This is a genomic window from Microbacterium aurantiacum (genome assembly GCF_002872075.1).
Classification (GTDB): domain Bacteria; phylum Actinomycetota; class Actinomycetes; order Actinomycetales; family Microbacteriaceae; genus Microbacterium; species Microbacterium aurantiacum_A.
Genome location: NZ_PGGU01000016.1, coordinates 314,343 through 332,174, shown reverse-complemented (window position 1 = coordinate 332,174; position 17,832 = coordinate 314,343). Strand labels below are relative to the sequence as shown.

17 protein-coding genes are annotated in these 17,832 nt (G+C 68.6%); 13 read left to right on the top strand and 4 right to left on the bottom strand.

Annotation, left to right across the window (positions count from 1 at the left end; genetic code table 11):
* Nucleotides 1–2: 2 nt before the first annotated feature.
* The 3 genes from CUR96_RS12355 to CUR96_RS12345 all read left to right on the top strand — a co-directional run bounded on the left by CUR96_RS12355 (nt 3) and on the right by CUR96_RS12345 (nt 1,907).
* Nucleotides 3–1,067: an LLM class flavin-dependent oxidoreductase gene (locus tag CUR96_RS12355; protein ID WP_102193603.1), complete on the top strand. Its 1,065-nt coding sequence runs from the start codon at nt 3–5 to the stop codon at nt 1,065–1,067.
* Nucleotides 1,064–1,549, top strand: a complete 486-nt coding sequence (locus tag CUR96_RS12350; RefSeq protein WP_102193602.1) for a GNAT family N-acetyltransferase — start codon at nt 1,064–1,066, stop codon at nt 1,547–1,549. The genes CUR96_RS12355 and CUR96_RS12350 overlap by 4 nt, the downstream gene beginning before the upstream one ends.
* Before the next feature lie 64 nt (nt 1,550–1,613).
* On the top strand, nt 1,614–1,907 hold the full coding sequence (locus CUR96_RS12345; protein WP_102193601.1) for a hypothetical protein: 294 nt from the start codon (nt 1,614–1,616) through the stop codon (nt 1,905–1,907).
* Between the two features lie 98 nt (nt 1,908–2,005).
* Here CUR96_RS12345 and CUR96_RS12340 read toward each other — a convergent pair whose 3' ends face one another.
* Complete coding sequence (locus tag CUR96_RS12340; protein ID WP_102193600.1) at nt 2,006–3,778, bottom strand: alkaline phosphatase family protein; 1,773 nt, start codon at nt 3,776–3,778, stop codon at nt 2,006–2,008.
* Nucleotides 3,779–3,841: 63 nt separating this feature from the next.
* Between CUR96_RS12340 and CUR96_RS12335 the strand changes: the two genes are divergently transcribed.
* The 4 genes from CUR96_RS12335 to CUR96_RS12320 all read left to right on the top strand — a co-directional run bounded on the left by CUR96_RS12335 (nt 3,842) and on the right by CUR96_RS12320 (nt 9,023).
* The gene (locus CUR96_RS12335; RefSeq protein ID WP_102193599.1) at nt 3,842–5,269 is read left to right on the top strand and encodes a CCA tRNA nucleotidyltransferase; all 1,428 of its coding nucleotides are present in this window, start codon (nt 3,842–3,844) and stop codon (nt 5,267–5,269) included.
* Nucleotides 5,270–5,477: 208 nt separating this feature from the next.
* Nucleotides 5,478–6,803, top strand: a complete 1,326-nt coding sequence (locus tag CUR96_RS12330; RefSeq protein WP_102193598.1) for a GAF domain-containing protein — start codon at nt 5,478–5,480, stop codon at nt 6,801–6,803.
* 205 nt (nt 6,804–7,008) lie between these two features.
* The gene (gene exaC, locus CUR96_RS12325) at nt 7,009–8,559 is read left to right on the top strand and encodes an acetaldehyde dehydrogenase ExaC (RefSeq protein WP_102193597.1); all 1,551 of its coding nucleotides are present in this window, start codon (nt 7,009–7,011) and stop codon (nt 8,557–8,559) included.
* Nucleotides 8,560–8,621: 62 nt separating this feature from the next.
* Complete coding sequence (locus CUR96_RS12320) at nt 8,622–9,023, top strand: DUF779 domain-containing protein (protein ID WP_102193596.1); 402 nt, start codon at nt 8,622–8,624, stop codon at nt 9,021–9,023.
* A gap of 202 nt (nt 9,024–9,225) precedes the next feature.
* On the opposite strand, the gene CUR96_RS12315 is transcribed toward CUR96_RS12320, so the two are convergent.
* Complete coding sequence (locus tag CUR96_RS12315; RefSeq protein ID WP_102193595.1) at nt 9,226–10,338, bottom strand: hypothetical protein; 1,113 nt, start codon at nt 10,336–10,338, stop codon at nt 9,226–9,228.
* Nucleotides 10,335–11,321, bottom strand: a complete 987-nt coding sequence (locus tag CUR96_RS12310) for a hypothetical protein (RefSeq protein ID WP_102193594.1) — start codon at nt 11,319–11,321, stop codon at nt 10,335–10,337. Before CUR96_RS12310 ends, CUR96_RS12315 begins: the two co-directional genes overlap by 4 nt.
* A gap of 153 nt (nt 11,322–11,474) precedes the next feature.
* On the opposite strand from CUR96_RS12310, the gene CUR96_RS12305 reads away from it, so the two are divergent.
* The gene (locus CUR96_RS12305) at nt 11,475–11,834 is read left to right on the top strand and encodes a hypothetical protein (RefSeq protein ID WP_245861238.1); all 360 of its coding nucleotides are present in this window, start codon (nt 11,475–11,477) and stop codon (nt 11,832–11,834) included.
* A gap of 9 nt (nt 11,835–11,843) precedes the next feature.
* Here CUR96_RS12305 and CUR96_RS12300 read toward each other — a convergent pair whose 3' ends face one another.
* Nucleotides 11,844–12,368 carry an Lrp/AsnC family transcriptional regulator gene (locus CUR96_RS12300; protein ID WP_245861237.1) on the bottom strand — a complete coding sequence of 175 codons (525 nt, stop codon included), beginning with the start codon at nt 12,366–12,368 and terminating at the stop codon, nt 11,844–11,846.
* 211 nt (nt 12,369–12,579) lie between these two features.
* Here CUR96_RS12300 and CUR96_RS12295 point away from each other — a divergent pair, with 211 nt between their 5' ends.
* Genes CUR96_RS12295 through CUR96_RS12275 form a run of 5 tightly spaced genes read left to right on the top strand, consistent with a single transcriptional unit; the run spans nt 12,580 to nt 17,761 of the window.
* On the top strand, nt 12,580–14,166 hold the full coding sequence (locus tag CUR96_RS12295; protein WP_180969019.1) for an ABC transporter substrate-binding protein: 1,587 nt from the start codon (nt 12,580–12,582) through the stop codon (nt 14,164–14,166).
* 14 nt (nt 14,167–14,180) lie between these two features.
* Complete coding sequence (locus tag CUR96_RS12290) at nt 14,181–15,242, top strand: ABC transporter permease (RefSeq protein WP_102193593.1); 1,062 nt, start codon at nt 14,181–14,183, stop codon at nt 15,240–15,242.
* The gene (locus CUR96_RS12285) at nt 15,239–16,144 is read left to right on the top strand and encodes an ABC transporter permease (protein WP_102193592.1); all 906 of its coding nucleotides are present in this window, start codon (nt 15,239–15,241) and stop codon (nt 16,142–16,144) included. Before CUR96_RS12290 ends, CUR96_RS12285 begins: the two co-directional genes overlap by 4 nt.
* Nucleotides 16,141–16,929 (top strand): ABC transporter ATP-binding protein, encoded by a 789-nt coding sequence (locus CUR96_RS12280; RefSeq protein WP_102193591.1) that lies wholly within the window; start codon nt 16,141–16,143, stop codon nt 16,927–16,929. The genes CUR96_RS12285 and CUR96_RS12280 overlap by 4 nt, the downstream gene beginning before the upstream one ends.
* Nucleotides 16,922–17,761 carry an ABC transporter ATP-binding protein gene (locus CUR96_RS12275; protein ID WP_102193590.1) on the top strand — a complete coding sequence of 280 codons (840 nt, stop codon included), beginning with the start codon at nt 16,922–16,924 and terminating at the stop codon, nt 17,759–17,761. Before CUR96_RS12280 ends, CUR96_RS12275 begins: the two co-directional genes overlap by 8 nt.
* Nucleotides 17,762–17,832 lie beyond the last annotated feature (71 nt).

Below are 17,832 nucleotides of genomic sequence, written 5' to 3'. Positions count from 1 at the left end.
TCATGAAGGCTTTCGGATTCCTCTCGTTCGGGCACTACGCCGACGTACCCGGCTCGGCGACCCGCACCGCGGGTGACATGCTGAAGCAGACCATCGAGATCGCAGAGGGCGCCGACGAGATCGGCGTGAACGGCGCCTACGTGCGGGTGCACCACTGGGCCCGTCAGGCCGCCTCGCCGATGCCGCTGCTCAGCGCGATGGCTGCGCGCACGAAGCGCATCGAGGTCGGCACCGGCGTCATCGACATGCGCTACGAGAACCCGCTGCAGTTCGCGGAGGAGGCGGCCGCTCTCGACTTCATCGCCGACGGGCGCATCGCGCTCGGTGTGAGCCGTGGGTCACCCGAGACCGCGCTGCGCGGTTACGAGACGTTCGGGTACGTCGATGAAGAGGATGCGGAGCGCGGGAGCGTGCTCGCCCGGGAGAAGTTCGACCTGTTCCTCGCCGCCATCGAGGGCGAGCGCATCGCCCCCGGCGATCCGCGGATGGTCGGCGCCGGGCGCTACCTCGCGATCGAGCCGCAGTCGCCGACGTTGCGCGACCACATCTGGTGGGGCTCCGGTTCACGGGCGACCGCCGAGGACACCGGGCGCCGCGGTCTCAACATGATGAGCTCGACGCTTCTCACCGAGGCTACGGGAGTACCGTTCCACGAGCTGCAGCGCGAACAGATCGACCTGTACCGCGCCGCCTACAAGGCGGCCGGTCACACCGGCACTCCGCGCGTCTCGGTCAGCCGCAGCGTCTTCCCGCTCGTCTCCGATATGGATCGCGCCTACTTCGGACTGCGCTCCGAGGAGAACAGCGATCAGGTCGGAATCATCGACGGCTTCCGCTCGACCTTCGGCAAGACCTACGCGGCCGAGCCGGACGTGCTGATCAATCAGCTGCTCGCAGACGAGGCTGTGATGGCCGCCGACACTTTGATGCTGACCATCCCGAACCAGCTCGGCGTCGACTACAACCTGCACGTGCTGGAGTCGTTCGCGAAGCACGTTGCACCGGCCCTGGGCTGGAAGCCGAACACCGAGGGGCCGGTTCAGGGCGATCCCGTCTCAGACGCATGACGGACCGCTCGAGCATGGTCGTCGTCCGCGAGGCGTCCTTTCCCGAAGACGAAGCCGCAGTCTCCGCCCTGCTGGAGGACTACCTCAAGCAGACGGAGGCGGAGAAGGCGGATCACGACCTCACCCCACGGGCAGCTGCACTTCCCGATCGCTACGCCCATGAGATCACGGACCCCGAGAAGTCGCTGGCCGGGATGCGTGTGCTCGTGGCGTCGGTCGACGGAGTGGATCGCGGGATCATCGTGGTTTCGAGGGGTGCCGAGGTGTCGGAGATCAAGCGTTTCTGGACGACGCCGCCGGCGAGAGGTCATGGCGTGGGAAGCGCACTGATCGGTGAAGCCCTTCGTCACGCCGCTCGCCCGGTGAGACTGTCGGTGTGGGACTGGCGCGAGCCGGCCATCCGCATGTATCGGGGACTGGGATTCTCGCCCGCCGTTCCCTGGGACGAGCGGGAGAGGCTTCTGTTCCTCGAGCTCATCTGAGCGGCCCTGACCGCGAGCGCATCCGCCCTCCGGCCGACGAAGCTGATTCGCTACGGTGGGACGCATGAGCTACACAGGGGACTCGTCGGTCGGTGGACGTGTGAGAGATGTCGAGAAGGACTACGCACAGCGGCAGACGAGGCTGTTCCGCAACTTCGCCCTCGTCGAGGGAAGCGTGCTGCTGATCGTCGTGGTGGTGGTCTACGTGCTCGGACTCGTCGATCCCGATGTCGGAGTCTGGGTGCTCGCCGGCGTTGCGCTGATCGGAGGGGTTTCGCTCAGCGCGCTCCTCATGCAGCACTTGAAGAAGCGTGCGGCGGCACTGGCGCAGGCCCGCGGAGAGAACCCGCTGTTCTGAGCGACATTTCCGCCTGAAACGGGCCTTCCAGCACGAGACAGAGCCCGCCCGGCCCTGGTCTCATGCCGGAAACTCTGTCTCATGCCGGGGGCTCGTCCTCACCCCTGGTCGACGCCGAACAGGCCCTTCCCGTGCTTGTGCAGCAGCTCGTACGCATCCTCGTAGGTCTGCGGCTCCTTGTCGCCCGGCAGTCCGTATCGCGACAGGAGCAGACCCAGCAGGCCGTGGGCAGGCGGCGTGAGCGGCTTGTCCTTGTGTGCGTGCGCCGGGTGCGGCGGAATCGCCTCGGGGTTCTCCGGGTTGAACGACGGCCTCGTCTCGGGCCAGTCCGCAGGATGCCGCGGCTTGTCGAGGTTGATGACGTTGAACAGGTCGTTCGCGGTGGCGTCGCGCCGGGTGAGCGGCTTGAGACCGTGCAGCCTGCTCAGCGTCGCGATCACCGAACCGTGGTGCATCTCGTCGTTGATGACGGTACCGCTTCGGGTGTACGCGGACACCGCGATGGCGGGAACGCGGCAGCCGAGCCGATCGAACTCGAAGCCCATCTCGCCGGGACCGTCCGCCGGGTTCGGCGGGGTCGCCTCGGGCGGCGGCACGTGGTCGTAGCATCCGCCGTGCTCGTCGAAGGTGATCAGCAGCATCGTGTTGACGGCGTTGGAGCCCTTCTCGGACTTGCTCTGCCGGATCGCGGTGTAGATGTCGTGGATGAGCTCGTCGCCCGCGCGCACGTCGGAGAACGCGCTGTTGATCACCTCGGAGCCGTACACGTCGCTCTCGTGCAGCGCTCCGAACGGCGGGTGGAAGTCGTTGTGGTTGTAGACCATGCGCGGTTCGATGAACGCGTACGCGGGCAGTTCGCCGTGCTCGGCATCCGCGTAGAAGTCGTCCATCGTGCCGAAATGCTCGGTCTTCCAGAACTTCTCCAGCACGGGTGCGTGCAGCACGCCGGTGAAGGACACCATCTGCAGCTCGTCGAAGTACACCTTCCAGCTCAGGCCCGCGTCCTCGAGCCGGTTGAAGACGGTCGGCACGGGGGGCGCATCGATCCACTTGTCGTAGCCGCCGCCGTGCTTGTTCGTGACGAAGCCGTGCGAGGTGGAAGCGTGGAAGAAGTGCCTGTTGCAGAACGTCTGCGACGGCACGGCGCAGAACCAGCTGTCGAACACCGCGAACTCCTTCGCGAGCGTCGACAGCGTCGGCAGCATCTGCGGGGAGAACGACCCCATGATCTGGTTCGCCTCTTCGGGGGTGGGAGCCGTGCCCTTCTTCAGGCGCATGTAGTTGATGATGTAGTCGGTGAGGAAGCCGCCCATCGTCGCCTTCTCGCCGTTCTGCGGAGCGTTGAACGGATGCTCCATGCTCTCCACGAAGAGCGCCGCGTTCGTCTCGGGCACGACGGTGTTGAAGAGCTGGGTGTTGACGTGGGGATACTCCTCACCGGGGTCGGGGTTGGGGTAGCCCATGATCTTGTCGGTGTCGCCCTGGTAGATGTGGGTGGGGACCCACGTCGTCCCGTCGATCGAGAAGTTGCCGTAGTCGCCGAAGTTGAGGCCGTCGAAGGTCTGCCCCTCCGGCAGGTCCTCCTTCGAGTACAGGTAGCCGAGCAGATTGTCGAAGGACCGGTTCTCACCCATCACGACGACGAGGTGGTCGAATCCGGGCGCATGCCGCGGAGCGAGCGCGCCGAAGTCGTTGGATCCTTCGAGGAAGCCATGACGTTCGCCGATCGCATTCCCGATCGCCGCCCCGCCGACGCCGCCCGCCACGGCACCCGCGACGGCGGCCCCGCCGATCTTGAAGAAATCGCGCCGGGAGGTGGCACGCTTGCTCGCCGCGAGATCGTCCGCCGCTGGGCCGTCTGTGTCAGTCATGAGGCTGATCCTATATATCGGCCTCCGCCGGGAGTACGGGGGCACCCCGGTACGCTGGAACCCATGCTCAATATGGCCGACGGCCTGGCCCGCCTCGGCGCGCTCGCCGCGCACCCCGTCGTCGCGACGCTCGCGCGCGCCTTCGCCGACGCCGGTTTCGACCTCGCCGTCGTGGGCGGCCCGGTCCGCGATGCGCTGCTCGGACGCGAGACCCACGACCTCGACTTCACCACCGACGCACGGCCGGACGACATCCTCCGCATCGTGAAGCCGATCTCCACTGCGCACTGGGACATCGGCCGCGCCTTCGGCACGATCGGCGCCCGCGTCCAGGGCGAGCAGGTGGAGATCACCACCTACCGCGCCGACAGCTATGACGGCGTCACGCGTAAGCCGACCGTCGAGTTCGGCGACACCATCGAGGGGGATCTCGCTCGCCGCGACTTCACCGTCAACGCCATGGCCCTGCAGGTGCCGGCGGTCAAGCTGGTCGACCCGGCCGGCGGCGTCGAAGACCTCGTCGCCGGCATCCTGCGCACCCCGGCCGACCCGGGCGTGAGCTTCGGCGACGACCCGCTGCGGATGCTGCGGGCCGCCCGGTTCAGCGCGCAGCTCGGCTTCGAGATCGAAGAGGCGACGACCGACGCGATCACGCGGCTGCGCGAAACGCTGACGATCGTCAGCCCGGAGCGCATCCAGTCCGAACTGGTGCGGCTCATGCAGACCGACGACCCCGTGCGCGGCATCCGCGCCCTCGTCGACACCGGCCTCATCGAGGAGTTCCTCCCCGAAGTGAGCGCGCTGCGCCTCGAGGTCGACGAGCACCACCACCACAAGGACGTCTACGAGCACTCGCTCACCGTTCTGACTCAGGCGATCGAACTCGAGCACGCCCGCAACCCGGGGGCCGAGCCGGATGTCGCCCTGCGCATCGCCGCGCTGTTGCACGACATCGGCAAGCCCCGCACGCGCAAGCTCGAGGACGGCGGCGTCGTCACCTTCCACCACCACGACATCGTCGGCGGGCGGATGGCGCGCAAGCGGATGCAGTCCCTGCGCTTCGACAGCGGCACGACGGATGCCGTCGCCACCCTCATCGAACTGCACCTGCGCTTCTTCGGCTACGCCGAGGGCGCGTGGACGGATGCCGCGGTGCGCCGCTACGTGCGAGACGCCGGCGACCTGCTGGAGCGCCTGCACATACTCACGCGTGCCGACGTGACCACGCGGAACCGGCGCAAGGCCGCACGGCTCTCCAGCGCGTACGACGACATCGAGTCGCGCATCGCGGCGCTCCGCGAGCAGGAGGAGCTCGACTCCATCCGCCCGGAGGTCGACGGCAACCGCATCCAGGAGATCCTCGGGATCAAGCCGGGCCGCGAGGTCGGCGAGGCCTACCGGTTCCTGCTCGACCTCCGTCTCGACGAGGGCGTGCTCGGCGCGGACGTCGCCGAGCAGCGGCTCCGGGAGTGGTGGGCCGCCCGCGGCTGAGCCGTTCGTGGGCATCCGGACGCATCTCGCTGTCGGCAGTCGTTCCGGTACATCTGTCGGCTCAGATCACAGATGTCGGCCCCGAAACCCTTTTCTCCGCCGACGATCGCGATTCCCGACCGACAAAACGCACCGGTCTCGAGGCCATTCCGCCCGCGGCATCCGGCTCGTACACTGGGAGCGCTCCCCGCCGACGATCGGAGACTTCGTGGCCGCGCCGTGGCACCCTTCGGGTGATGCCCTTCCGGAGGCATCGCGTCTGCTCATCGAGCGCGCGCACGAGGAGCTGATCGCGGGGAACCTCGAAGACAAGCGACTCCTGCAGGTGCGCCCGCTGGTGCGCGAGTCCTGGGAGCGATCGCTGCGAGGACGGGTCGGGCCGGAGGCCGCGCCGGGGCTCGAGCTCGCCACCGAGGAGATCGAGGCGTATCGGCTTTCGCATCCGCTGGCGTCGGTGATGGACATGATCCGTTCTCTCCTGCTCGGGGCGAGTGAAGAGGATTCCGGCGTCGTGATCGCGGTCGGAGATCAGGCCGGCCGTCTGCTCTGGGTCGAGGGCGACCGTCAGGTGCGCTCGCTCACGGGCGACATGGGATTCGTCGCCGGAGCGAACTGGGCGGAGGATGCCGTCGGCACGGCCGCACCGGGCACCGCCCTGACTCTCGGGCAGTCGGTGCAGATCCGCGGCGCCGAGCACTACAACCGGCTCGTGCACCCCTGGTCGTGCACCGCGGCGCCGGTGCGAGACCCGGAGACGCGGCGCGTGCTCGGGGTGATCGACATCACCGGAGGCGACGAGGTGGTCTCGCCGCAGGCGCGCCTTCTCGTCGACGCGACCGCACGTGCGGTGGAGTCCGAACTCATGGTGGCTCGACTGCGCCGTCGCAGCGAGACTCCTCGGCCGGCCTCGACCTCGACGCGGGCGAGGCCGACCACCCGGGCGACCCTGCACGTCCTCGGGCGAGACCGAGCCCGGCTCGAGACCGAGGCGGCATCGGAGGAATCGGTGATCGAGCTCAGCGCCCGCCACGCCGCGATCCTGCTGATGCTCGCCGTGCATCGCCAGGGGCTCTCCGCCGAGCGCCTGGCCGAACTCGTCTACGGTCCGGACACCTCGGTCGACACCCTTCGTCCCGAGATGGTGCGCCTGCGCAAAGTGCTCGAGCGGCACGCGCCCGGGCTGGTCCCGGATTCGCGGCCGTACCGGCTGCCGATCGTGCTCGAGACGGATGCTCAGGACGTGCTGTCGCTCTTGGACCGCGGTGCGCACCGTGTGGCGCTGACGGCGTATCGCGGGCCGGTGCTGCCGGAGTCGACCTCCCCAGGGGTCGAGGAGTTCCGCGAGTCGGTGCGCGGCGCACTGCGCGAGGTGATGCTGTCTGAGGCCAGCCTGGACGTGCTGCTCGCCTACGCCGAGATACCCGAGGGGCAGAACGACGCCGCGACACTCCGCCTGGCCTTGGAGATGCTGCCGGCACGCTCACCGAAGCGCGCCGCCCTGGTCGCCCGCATCACGCGCCTCGAATCCGACTAGCGACCCGCGGCGCCAGCATCCACCGCTCCCGTCGCGAAAAGGCCCGGTGTTCAGCGCGAATACCGGGACATTTCGCGACGGGAACGAGCTGACCCGGCCGGGCGCAAGTACCCGCAACGTTGCGCATCCTCGCGCAACCCCGGCGGAGCTACGTTCTGAGCACAGCCGCAGAGCACCGAAGCCGCGGCCCGTCGAAGGAGTCAGGATGACCATCGTCGAAGAAGACGTGTCCACCGCCTACGCCGCCCCCGGTCAGCCCGGAGCCGTCGCGAACTATCGTCCCCGGTACGGCCACTACATCGGCGGCGAGTTCGTCGAACCCGCGAAGGGGCAGTACTTCGAGAACATCAGCCCCGTCAACGGCAAGCCGTTCACCGAGGTCGGACGCGGGACCAGCGAAGACATCGACCGGGCTGTCGATGTCGCCTGGAAGGCGTTCGCGGGCTGGGGGAAGACCAGTCCGGCCGAACGCGCCGTCGTCCTGAACAGGATCGCCGACCGGATCGAGCAGCACCTCGAGGAGATCGCCGTCGCGGAGACCTGGGAGAACGGCAAGCCGGTGCGCGAGACGCTCGCCGCCGACATCCCCCTCGCGATCGATCACTTCCGCTACTTCGCGGGTGTGCTGCGGGCGCAGGAGGGCGGGATCAGCCAGCTCGACGAGAACACCGTCGCCTACCACTTCCACGAGCCGCTCGGCGTGGTCGGGCAGATCATCCCGTGGAACTTCCCGATCCTGATGGCCGTGTGGAAGCTGGCGCCGGCGCTCGCCGCGGGCAACTGCATCGTCATCAAGCCCGCGGAGCAGACCCCCGCATCCCTGCTCTTCCTCTTCGAGATCATCGGCGATCTGCTCCCCGCCGGCGTCGTCAACATCGTCAACGGCTTCGGCATCGAGGCGGGTGCGCCGCTCGCCCAGCACAAGCGCATCCGCAAGGTCGCCTTCACCGGTGAGACCACGACCGGGCGCCTGATCATGCAGTACGCCTCTCAGAATCTGATCCCCGTCACGCTCGAGCTGGGTGGAAAGAGCCCGAACGTCTTCTTCGAGGATGTCGCGCGTTCGACCACCGACCCCTTCTACGACAAGGCGCTCGAGGGCTTCACGATGTTCGCCCTGAATCAGGGGGAGGTGTGCACATGCCCGTCCCGCGCCCTCATCCAGCGCTCGATCTATGATGGCTTCCTCGCGGACGGACTCGAGCGGGTGAAGAAGGTCGTGCAGGGCAACCCGCTCGACCCCGCCACGATGATCGGCGCGCAGGCATCGAACGACCAGCTGGAGAAGATCCTCAGCTACATCGACATCGGCACGCAGGGCGGTGCGCGTCTTCTCACCGGCGGCGAGCGGGTCGACCTCGGCGGCGACCTCAGCGAGGGCTACTACGTCGCTCCGACCGTCTTCGAGGGCACGAACGACATGCGCATCTTCCAGGAGGAGATCTTCGGCCCGGTGCTTTCGGTCACGAGCTTCGACGGGTTCGACGACGCGATCTCCATCGCCAACGACACCCTGTACGGCCTCGGCGCCGGTGTCTGGAGCCGCAGTGGCGACACCGCCTACCGCGCGGGACGGGCGATCGAGGCGGGTCGGGTGTGGACCAACACCTACCACCAGTACCCGGCGCATGCCGCGTTCGGCGGGTACAAGCAGTCCGGCATCGGTCGCGAGAACCACAAGATGATGCTCGATCACTACCAGCAGACGAAGAACCTCCTCGTCTCCTACGCGGAGGGCCCGATGGGCTTCTTCTGAATCGCATCCGCCCGGCGGGCGCTTCGGCATCCGCCGGGATCCGACACGAGAAAGGGGGCGACATGGCCGGCAGTCAAAAGGAGCGGGTCGCCGTGACGGATGCCGCCGCATTCCTCGTCCGCGAGCTCTCGATGCAGCACGGACCCCTGATGTTCCATCAGTCGGGTGGATGCTGCGACGGCTCATCACCCATGTGCTACCCGGTGGGGATGTTCCTCACCGGCCCGAGCGATGTGCTGCTGGGTGCACTCGACGTGGGACTGGATGCACCTGTCGAGGTCTTCATGTCGGAGTCGCAGTTCGAGTACTGGAAGTACACGCATCTCACGATCGACGTCGTACCGGGACGTGGCGCGGGCTTCTCGGTCGAGGGGCCGACCGGTATGCGATTCCTCATCCGCTCCCGGATGCTGAGCGAGGCCGAGCTGGAGTACTTCGGCCTCGCGTCGCATGCAGGCGCATGAACGCAACCGCGCGCAACCTGGGCGGGTATACCCTTTCCCACACGCGCCGTGAAGTGTCAGTCCCCAGCTGATCGCCGGCGTTGACGGCTCTGCCGTCGTTCGGAGGGGGAGTCGATTCTCTTCTGATCCCGAGGGGGGACGGGGTGGACGTCTGTCCCCACAGGCGCCCACCCCGACACCCGGTCTTGCCCCCTCGCCCGGTTCAGCGCAGCTGCATCCAGAACCAGAGCATGCCGAACGCGGCCATGACCACGATCGGCACCCAGGTGAAGCGCCGCTTCAGGCGACGCCCCTGCGCCGCGACACCCGGGGGAGGCGTCAGCATTCCGGCGGGAGCCGCGAACGGCAGCGCCTGATGGGTACCCGGTGCGGATGCCGCGACACCCGGGTTCTCCAGCAGCAGCCGCTCATCGCGCCAGCGCGCCCACTGGTCGAACTTCGTGATCAGCGCGCCGACGGCCCCGAAGAGCCACGCCCAGGTCGCCGAATCCAGCGTGGTGACCTGGCGTTTCGTGTACAGGAACAGCCAGTCGTCGACGATCTCGACGTCGAGCTGCGCGGCGTTGTCGATGAAGCGCGCCATGATGTCGGGCGTGAACAGGTAGAGAGCGTCGCGTTCGTAGCCGGCCGGGCAGTACAGCGTGAAGTACCTGTCGAAGTCGCCCTCGAGGGAGAGGCGCTGCTCCTTGTGGAACGACGCCGGCAGGTTGGACCCGAACACGGAGTTGTTGCCCTCGGCGTCGAGCACGATGTTCGGCAGCGGCACATCGAGCTTCACGGCGACGTAGCCCCAGGTGTAGGTGGTCGAGTTCTTCCCCGACTTCACCGTGTACTGATAGTTGCCGAACTCGACGAACCGCGGTGCGGTGCCGCGCACCAGATCCTTCGCGACGCGTCCGCCACCGATGCTGAAGATCATGCCGGGCAGGGGCGGGTCGGCGACCTTCGCCTCGTAGCTCATGCCGTTCGCCTGAGCGAAGCGGTTGAGGCGGTAGCGCCGCTCGCGCGCGCCGCGATAGCCGAACCATGCCAGTACGCCGCCGCCGATGAGGATCGCGGCGAGGACGGCCAGCGGGATGGCAGCGATCCACGGCGATCTGCTGGACGCGCTCATCGCGAGGGCGATCGTCGATGCGACCGGAATGAACACCATCCCGGCGATGACCAGCGCGACGACGGCGATGACAGTCGACGCCGACGCCCCGGATGAGCCTCGTGCCCGCAGTTCGGCGGCGAAGGCGCTCACCGCGCGCGCGTCGACCGGCTCCGTGAGCGGGCGGGCGTCGAAGGCCACCGACGGCTGCGGAGCGGTCACGCGTTCACCTCATCCGCATCCCAGGTGAGCTCGGAACCCTCGTCGATCGGGAAGGCCTCGAGGCGATCGTCGGCGCGGATCGCCTCGACCAGCTCCACGGACCCCGCGATGATCGTCGAATCGAAGTCAACCTCGCTGACCAGCACCCAGGCATGGTCGTCGGGCCACAGGATGCTGGGACTCTGCGCCGACGGCGGGAAGCCGTGCTCTTCGGCCGGCCGGTCCCGCCAGGGTGCGTCGAGGATCCAGTCGGGGTGCGCGAAGGACCGCGGTGCGGCAGAGAACAAGACGTGCCCCCGATGGGGGAGTTGGAGCCTCGGGCCCTCGGAGATCTCGCGGGAGAGGATCCCCTCCTGCCACGTCTTTCTCCGGAACACGCTGTTGAAGGGGTCGCGGCCGCTGCGATCGAGCATCGCCTGATGGTTCGGGTCGTCGCTGAAGGAGTAGAACCCTCGTGACGGGCCGTGGCCGCGGAATCCGAGGAGGCCGCCCCACCCCTCCCAGACGGCGGCCCAGCCGGCATCCGGGGTCGACGTGTGCGTGACGAGGTGCTCGGCGACGGCGGCGAGCGGCTCGATCTCCAGCCGACCGATCGGCGGATCCAAGTACCGCCATCCCGCGCTGTCCCGGGGCCCGTCCTCGTTCTCGATGATGCGCCCTGGCGCGACGAGGTGCTGCCACTGAGCTCCGGGATGCATCGTCGTGCCCATGGATGCGGCGGTGTCGGTCCAGCTCACCCGATCACCGATGATCTCCGGGTCGCGTGCCTGGAAGGCATCCCACGCGTCGCGGTGCGCATCGTAGGGGAGTCCGGGCCACTCGTCTCCGACCGGGCGGTCGCGGTGCGCGGGGTGGAACACGCGCGCATACGCCGGGTATCCGCGCGGCACGACGACGTGCATCGTCCAGGCATCCGTCGGAGGGCCGTCGTCGAGCCGCTCGCGCAGCCAGTCTCCGGCCGAGGTGTCAGACGTCCATCGCATGCGACCCACGGTACCTGCGTGCGTCAGACAAAACGCACCCCACGGGAGCTTCGGCGAACGTTTCGTCTCGCCTCGTTCGTGCGCCGGGTGGCCGCAGGAGACACCCGAAGAACCCGCCCGAGCGTCTTCGGGCGGCTCCTCCATAATCGGAGCATGACTTCCCCCGCACGCATCGCCTCCCTCGACGGCCGCCGATTCCGGATGGTGTCGTCGACGACCTCGGCGGTCGATCACGAGGCTCCGAGCATCTTCGAATACTTCGAACGCGACGGCGCGATCTGGGGCGGGTACGAGGGTGACACCGTCACATTCGGGAAGTTCGTCGGCACCCGCACGGGCGACACCATCTGGGTCTCCTTCGTGCACGTGCTCGCCGCATCCGGTGCGGTCGTCACCGGCGATGGCGAGAGCGACCTGGAGCTGACCGACGACGGAGCGATCCGTCTGGTCGAGCACTACGAGATGCACGGGCTTCCCCAGCTCAGCGTGTGCGAGGAGATCCTCGCGGGCTGAGAAAGCCGATCAGCGCGGCGGCAGCGTGTCGCGGCCGGGAGACGCCGGCGTCCAGCGGGTCATGCCCAGCGGGATCTCGGTGCGGCGCTCCGGAAGGTCCGACGGCAGCAGGTACGCCCGGCGGATCACTTCGTCCAGCACCACGACGCTGACGACCGTGCGCACCTCCGGCAGCTGCGCGATGACTCCCGTGGAGAACTCGTGCACGCCGCTGACGTCGACGGCACGGATCAGGAGCATCGCGTCGTGCTCGCCGGTGGTGATGGCGCACCATTCGACGTCCGGCATCTCAGTGACCTGCTCGCGGAAGGACTCCCAGGCCTGCGGCATCACCGTCACGAACACGAGCGCGGCGATCGAGAGCCCGGCCTTGGCCGGATCCACCCGCGCGCTGAACCCGGTGATCACCCCGTCGTGCACGAGCGTCTCCATCCGCGTATAGGCGCTGGCCCTCGAGATGCCCACCCGTTCGGCGAGCGACGCGATCGAGACCCGGCCGTTGTCACGCAGCACATCGAGGATTCTGTAGGACACGTCGTCCAGCGGCATGGCACTTCGTCCAGATTGCTTCGGGACTTCCGAGACTCTGCTGGACATAATGCTCCTTGTAGGTGTGGTTGGCACCAGATCGTGACAGCGTTACCCATTCTTGATAGACGGATCGCCGCCTATCGTGGGAATCTGAACCCGGTCGTCCACTCGATGTCGACCTACCCGAATGTACTCCTCGCCCTTGGAGGCCGCCATGATGTCGCCCCGAAGCACATCGTTCATCGCCCTGGGAGCCGTCGCGCTCCTCGCCCTCGCCGGCTGCTCGGGAGGGAACTCCGCGAACAACGGCGGTGACTCCGCCGCCGGGGACTCGCTCGTGATCGACACCGCGTTCACCGTCGAGACCGCCGACCCCGGCCACACCTACGACCCCACCGGCAACATGCTCGCCAAGGCGCTGTACGAGACGCTCGTCGACTTCGAGGGTTCCGACGTGTCCACCCCGGTCCCCGGGCTCGCCTCGTGGGAGCAGAACGACGCCGCGACCGAGTTCACCTTCACGCTCGAAGGCGATCGCGTCTTCTCCGACGGAACGCCGGTCGAGGCGAAGGACGTGGTGTTCACGCTGCAGCGCATCCAGGGGATGGCCGACGCGAAGCCGAACTTCCTGCTGGCCGGTGTGACCATCGCGGAGGTCGACGAGAAGACGATCACCTTCACCACCGAGACGCCGCTGCTGCAGCTGCCAGCGATCCTCGCCAACCCGGCACTCGGCATCGTCAACTCCGACGTCGTGATCGAGAACGGCGGCAGCATCGACGGCAGCGACAGCGCCCAGAAGTTCCTCGACGGCGAGTCCGCCGGGTCCGGGCCGTTCACGCTCGACACGCTCGATCTCGCCTCGCAGATCGTGCTGACCAAGAACGACGAGTACAACGGCGACGAGGAGGCCGGCTACTCGCGGGTCGTCATCCGCAACGTCACCGAGAGCGCCACGCAGCTCGCCAACCTCAAGGGCGGCGACTCGATGGTCGCGATGGACCTCAACGGCGACCAGGTCGCGAACCTCGGCGGCGGACTCCAGGTGGAGTCGGTGCCGTCCGGCCAGACCATCTTCCTGCTGCTGAACCAGTCGGAAGCCGTCGCCGGCGAACTCGCGAACGTCAAGCTCGCCGAGGCGATCCGCTACGCGCTCGACTACGACGCTCTGCTCGAACTCGCCGGTGCCGGTGCCGTGCAGGCGACGGGCGTCATCCCGCCCGGGTTCGAAGGCGCGCTGGACGGCGGCATCGAGCAGGACCTCGGCAAGGCAGAGGCGGCGCTCGCCGCGGCCGGCTACACGGGTCAGACCCTGAAGCTGCAGTTCCCGAACGACTACCCCGTGGGCGGAGTGGAGTTCACCCCGCTCGCCGAGCGCGTGCAGGCCCAGCTGGCGGATGCGGGCATCACGGTCGAGCTCGCACCCGCGCCGTTCGCCACCGAACTCGACGCGTACGTCAACGGCACCGAGGGCTTCGGCCTGTGGTTCTGGGGTCCGGACTACGCCGACTCGGCGAACTTCCTGCCCTTCGGCCCCGGCCTCAAGGTGGGCCTGCGCAGCGGCTGGGCAGCCGAGGCGAACCCGACGATCGCCGGCATCGCGGCAGAGGCCGCCAGCGCGACGGATCCCGCCCAGCGGACGTCCGCCTTCACGGAGTTCGCCGAGGCGATGCAGGCAGAAGGCCCCTTCGTGCCGCTGATCGTCCCCGGTCGCAACATCTCGACGGCGGATGACGTCTCCGGCGCCGTGTACAACTCGGTCTGGGAGATGGACATCGCCGAGATCGCCCCAGCCGGCTGAGCGGGGCCACCGTCATGACGACCGTGGCCGTGCGGCAGCAGGCGCAGCGGCGCCGGTCCCCGCTTCTCGGGTACCTGCTGCGCCGGATCGGCACCTCTGCGCTGCTGCTGCTCGGCGTGACCATCGTGACGTTCGCGCTCACGAACCTCGTTCCTGGCGATCCGGTCTCGGCGGCGCTCGGCGAGGGCGCCTCGCAGAACCCGGAGACCCGGGAGGCGTTCATCCGGGCGCACGGACTCGATCAGCCGCTCGTGGTGCAGTACCTCATCTACATGGGGAACCTGTTCCGCGGAGACCTCGGCGACTCGCTGGTCACCGGCCGTCCGGTGACCAGCGATCTCGCCACCGCGGTACCGGCGACGATCGAGATCGCGATGTGCGCCATCGTCGTCAGTCTCGCGGTCAGCGTGGTGCTCGGCACCCTCGCCGCGTACCGGCGCGGGCTCGTCACCGACCAGATCGTCCGGGTGGTGACCCTGGTAGGCCTGAGCGTCCCGACGTTCTGGCTGGCGCTGGTCAGCTTCTACGTCTTCTTCCTTCAGTTGCGCATCGCACCGGGCTCCGGCCGCATCTCACCGTCGATCACCCCGCCGCCCCGGATCACCGGGCTGTACACGATCGACTATCTGCTCAACGGCGACGGCGTCGGATTCGTCGACGCGATGGCGCACCTGGCCCTGCCGGTGATGGTGCTGTCGCTCGTGACGATCGGCCTGCTCACCCGGTTCATCCGCACCTCGGTGCTGGAGGTGCTCGGCAGCGACTACGTGCGCGCGGCCAGAGCCAAGGGGCTGCCGGCGATGCGCGTCATCCTCGACTACGTGCTGCGAGGTGCGGCGCTGCCGATCCTCACGGTCGTCGGCGTCGCGTTCGGCTCGCTGCTCTCGGGCACCGTGCTCGTCGAGTCGGTGTTCGCCTGGCCGGGCCTGGGCACCTACGCCTACAACTCGGCGTCGAACCTCGATCTGCCCGGCATCATGGGCGTCGGCCTCGTCGTCGGCGTCATCTACCTCGTGATCAACTTCGTCGTCGATCTGCTCTACGGCGTGCTCGATCCGAGAGTGAGGATCGCATGACCGCTCGCACCGCACCCCTCGGGCGGTTCCGCTTCCGCTGGCCCCGGGCCTGGCGCACCCCGCTCGGCATCATCGGCACCGTCATCGCCGCCGGCTGGGTCATCGTCGCCTTCACCGCGCAGTGGTGGGTGCCGTTCGGGCCGAACGCGCAGGTGCTGCCCCGCCTGCAGCCGCCGGGCATCGACACGCTCCTCGGCACCGACGGCAACGGCCGTGACATCTTCTCCCGGCTGATGACCGGAGCCACCGTGAGCCTTCCGCTCGCGCTCATGCTCGTCCTCGCGGCGATGGTGATCGGCACGGTGATCGGCGCCGTCGCCGGCTACTTCGGCGGATGGCTCGACGAGACCCTCATGCGCATCACCGACCTCTTCATGGCGTTCCCCACCGTGATCCTCGCGATGGTGGTCGCGGCATCCCTCGGGCCCTCGCTGTTCAATGCGGTGATCGCGGCGATCGTGGTGTCCTGGCCGCAGTACTCCCGCGTGACGAGGAGCATCGTGCTGGGACTGCGGGGACAGAACTACGTGATCGCGGGGCGCCTGCTCGGCCACTCGCCGCTGCGGACGCTGTTCGTCGACATCCTGCCGAACATCGCCGGCCCTGTGCTGGTGCTCGCGACCCTCGACATCGGCGCGGCCATCCTGCTGCTGTCCGGCCTGTCGTTCCTCGGCCTCGGGGCGCAGCCGCCCACCGCGGAATGGGGCTCGATGATCTCCTCGGCCATCCAGAACTTCGACGCGTGGTGGCTGGGCGTGTTCCCCGGTCTCGCCATCCTCACCGTCGTGCTCGCCTTCAACCTCCTCGGTGACGCGATGCGCGACGTGCTCGACCCGACCGCCGAGATCGCGCACGAGAAGCAGGCCGAGCACAACGCCTCGGCGAAGGTGGGTGCCGCATGAGCGCGCTGAGCATCCGCGATCTCACGATCGACATCGGCCGGCCGCTGGTCCGCGGCGTCTCCCTCGAACTGGAACCGGGGCGCATCCACGGTCTCGCCGGCGAATCCGGCTCCGGCAAGACCCTCACCGCGCTCGCCGTTCTCGGCCTGCTGCCGCGGCAGGCGCGCACCGGCGGCTCCATCACGCTCGGCGGGGAGCAGCTGCTCGGGATGCGCCGGCGTGCGCTGAACCGCATCCGCGGCCGCCGGGTCGCGATGGTCTTCCAGGATCCCTCGGCATCGCTGCATCCACAGCTGCCGGTCGGACGCCAGCTGACCGACCACATGCGGGTGCACCTCGGGCTGCGCGGTGCGGCGGCGCGCGAACGCGCGGTGGAACTGCTCGAGACCGTGCAGGTGCCGAACCCGGCCGAAGCACTCCGGCGCTACCCGCACCAGTTCTCCGGGGGTCAGCGTCAGCGCATCGCGATCGCGTGCGCCCTCGCCTGCGACCCGGATGTGCTCCTCGCCGACGAGCCGACGACCGCGCTCGACGTCACCGTGCAGGCCGGCATCCTGCGCCTGCTGCGCGACCTCGCCTCCGAGCGGGAACTCGCTGTGCTGCTCGTCACGCACGACCTCGGAGTGATGAGCGCCATCGCCGACGAGGTGATGGTGATGAAGGACGGCCAGGTCGTCGAACGCGCCGACCGCGAGACGCTGTTCCGCTCGCCGCAGCACGAGTACACCCGGAAGCTCCTCGCGGCGCTGCCCGGGTCACGGATCGAGGAGGACCCGAATGACTGAGATCGCTGTCCTCGATGCCAGAGACATCGTGGTGCGCTACCCCGGCAGCCCGCCCGTGATCGCCGTCGACGGGGTGTCCGTGCAGGTCGCCGTCGGGGAGACCGTCGCGCTGGTCGGCGAATCCGGAAGCGGGAAATCGAGCCTGGCGCGCGCCGTCGTCGGCATCGAGAAGGTCGCGGCCGGAACCGTGCGCTTCCGTGACGCCGAGGTCGCGCCCCTCGGCATCCGCCGTCGCCCGACCGCCCTCACCGGCATCCAGATGGTGTTCCAGGATCCGTCGACGTCGCTCAACCCGCGCCGCCGGATCGGCGACCAGATCGCCGACGGCATCGCCACCGCGCGCCACCGCGGCGAGGCAGGGTCGCGGGTCGAGGAGTGGCTCGAGCGCGTCGGCCTGCCCGCCCAGGTCGCGACGCGGTTCCCGCATCAGTTCTCCGGCGGCCAGAAGCAGCGCATCGCCATCGCCAGGGCGCTCGCCGCCCGGCCGGCCCTGCTGGTGGCCGATGAGCCGATCTCGGCACTGGACGCCTCGACCCAGACGAGCGTCGCCGCCCTGATGCGCGATCTCGTCGCGGAGGCCGGAGCGGGGATGCTGTTCATCTCGCACGATCTCGCCGTGGTGCAGCGCATCGCCGACCGGACGCTCGTCATGTACGGCGGGCGGGTGCTGGAATCGGGGCCCACCGCCGAGCTGTGGGCAGACCCGCAGCATCCGTACACCCGGTCGCTGCTCGCGGCGATCCCGGAGCCGGACGGCCTGGGACGGATCCCGGAGGCGCCGACCGCCGAGGACCGGATGCTGTGGACCGAGGTCGCTCCGGTCGTGCGCTGAGGGGCGGCACAGGTCACCCGGTGTTCACCCGGGCGTCGCCAGTCGGCAAGGGGGGAGTGCCACCATGCCGG

What these genes read in the sequence shown, in the direction of transcription:
- CUR96_RS12355 (WP_102193603.1), top strand. Translation starts at nt 3, where the DNA reads ATGAAGGCTTTCGGATTCCTCTCGTTCGGGCACTACGCCGACGTACCC.
- CUR96_RS12350 (WP_102193602.1), top strand. Translation starts at nt 1,064, where the DNA reads ATGACGGACCGCTCGAGCATGGTCGTCGTCCGCGAGGCGTCCTTTCCC.
- CUR96_RS12345 (WP_102193601.1), top strand. Translation starts at nt 1,614, where the DNA reads ATGAGCTACACAGGGGACTCGTCGGTCGGTGGACGTGTGAGAGATGTC.
- CUR96_RS12340 (WP_102193600.1), bottom strand. Translation starts at nt 3,778, where the DNA reads ATGACTGACACAGACGGCCCAGCGGCGGACGATCTCGCGGCGAGCAAG.
- CUR96_RS12335 (WP_102193599.1), top strand. Translation starts at nt 3,842, where the DNA reads ATGCTCAATATGGCCGACGGCCTGGCCCGCCTCGGCGCGCTCGCCGCG.
- exaC (WP_102193597.1), top strand. Translation starts at nt 7,009, where the DNA reads ATGACCATCGTCGAAGAAGACGTGTCCACCGCCTACGCCGCCCCCGGT.
- CUR96_RS12320 (WP_102193596.1), top strand. Translation starts at nt 8,622, where the DNA reads ATGGCCGGCAGTCAAAAGGAGCGGGTCGCCGTGACGGATGCCGCCGCA.
- CUR96_RS12310 (WP_102193594.1), bottom strand. Translation starts at nt 11,321, where the DNA reads ATGCGATGGACGTCTGACACCTCGGCCGGAGACTGGCTGCGCGAGCGG.
- CUR96_RS12305 (WP_245861238.1), top strand. Translation starts at nt 11,475, where the DNA reads ATGACTTCCCCCGCACGCATCGCCTCCCTCGACGGCCGCCGATTCCGG.
- CUR96_RS12295 (WP_180969019.1), top strand. Translation starts at nt 12,580, where the DNA reads ATGATGTCGCCCCGAAGCACATCGTTCATCGCCCTGGGAGCCGTCGCG.
- CUR96_RS12290 (WP_102193593.1), top strand. Translation starts at nt 14,181, where the DNA reads ATGACGACCGTGGCCGTGCGGCAGCAGGCGCAGCGGCGCCGGTCCCCG.
- CUR96_RS12285 (WP_102193592.1), top strand. Translation starts at nt 15,239, where the DNA reads ATGACCGCTCGCACCGCACCCCTCGGGCGGTTCCGCTTCCGCTGGCCC.
- CUR96_RS12280 (WP_102193591.1), top strand. Translation starts at nt 16,141, where the DNA reads ATGAGCGCGCTGAGCATCCGCGATCTCACGATCGACATCGGCCGGCCG.
- CUR96_RS12275 (WP_102193590.1), top strand. Translation starts at nt 16,922, where the DNA reads ATGACTGAGATCGCTGTCCTCGATGCCAGAGACATCGTGGTGCGCTAC.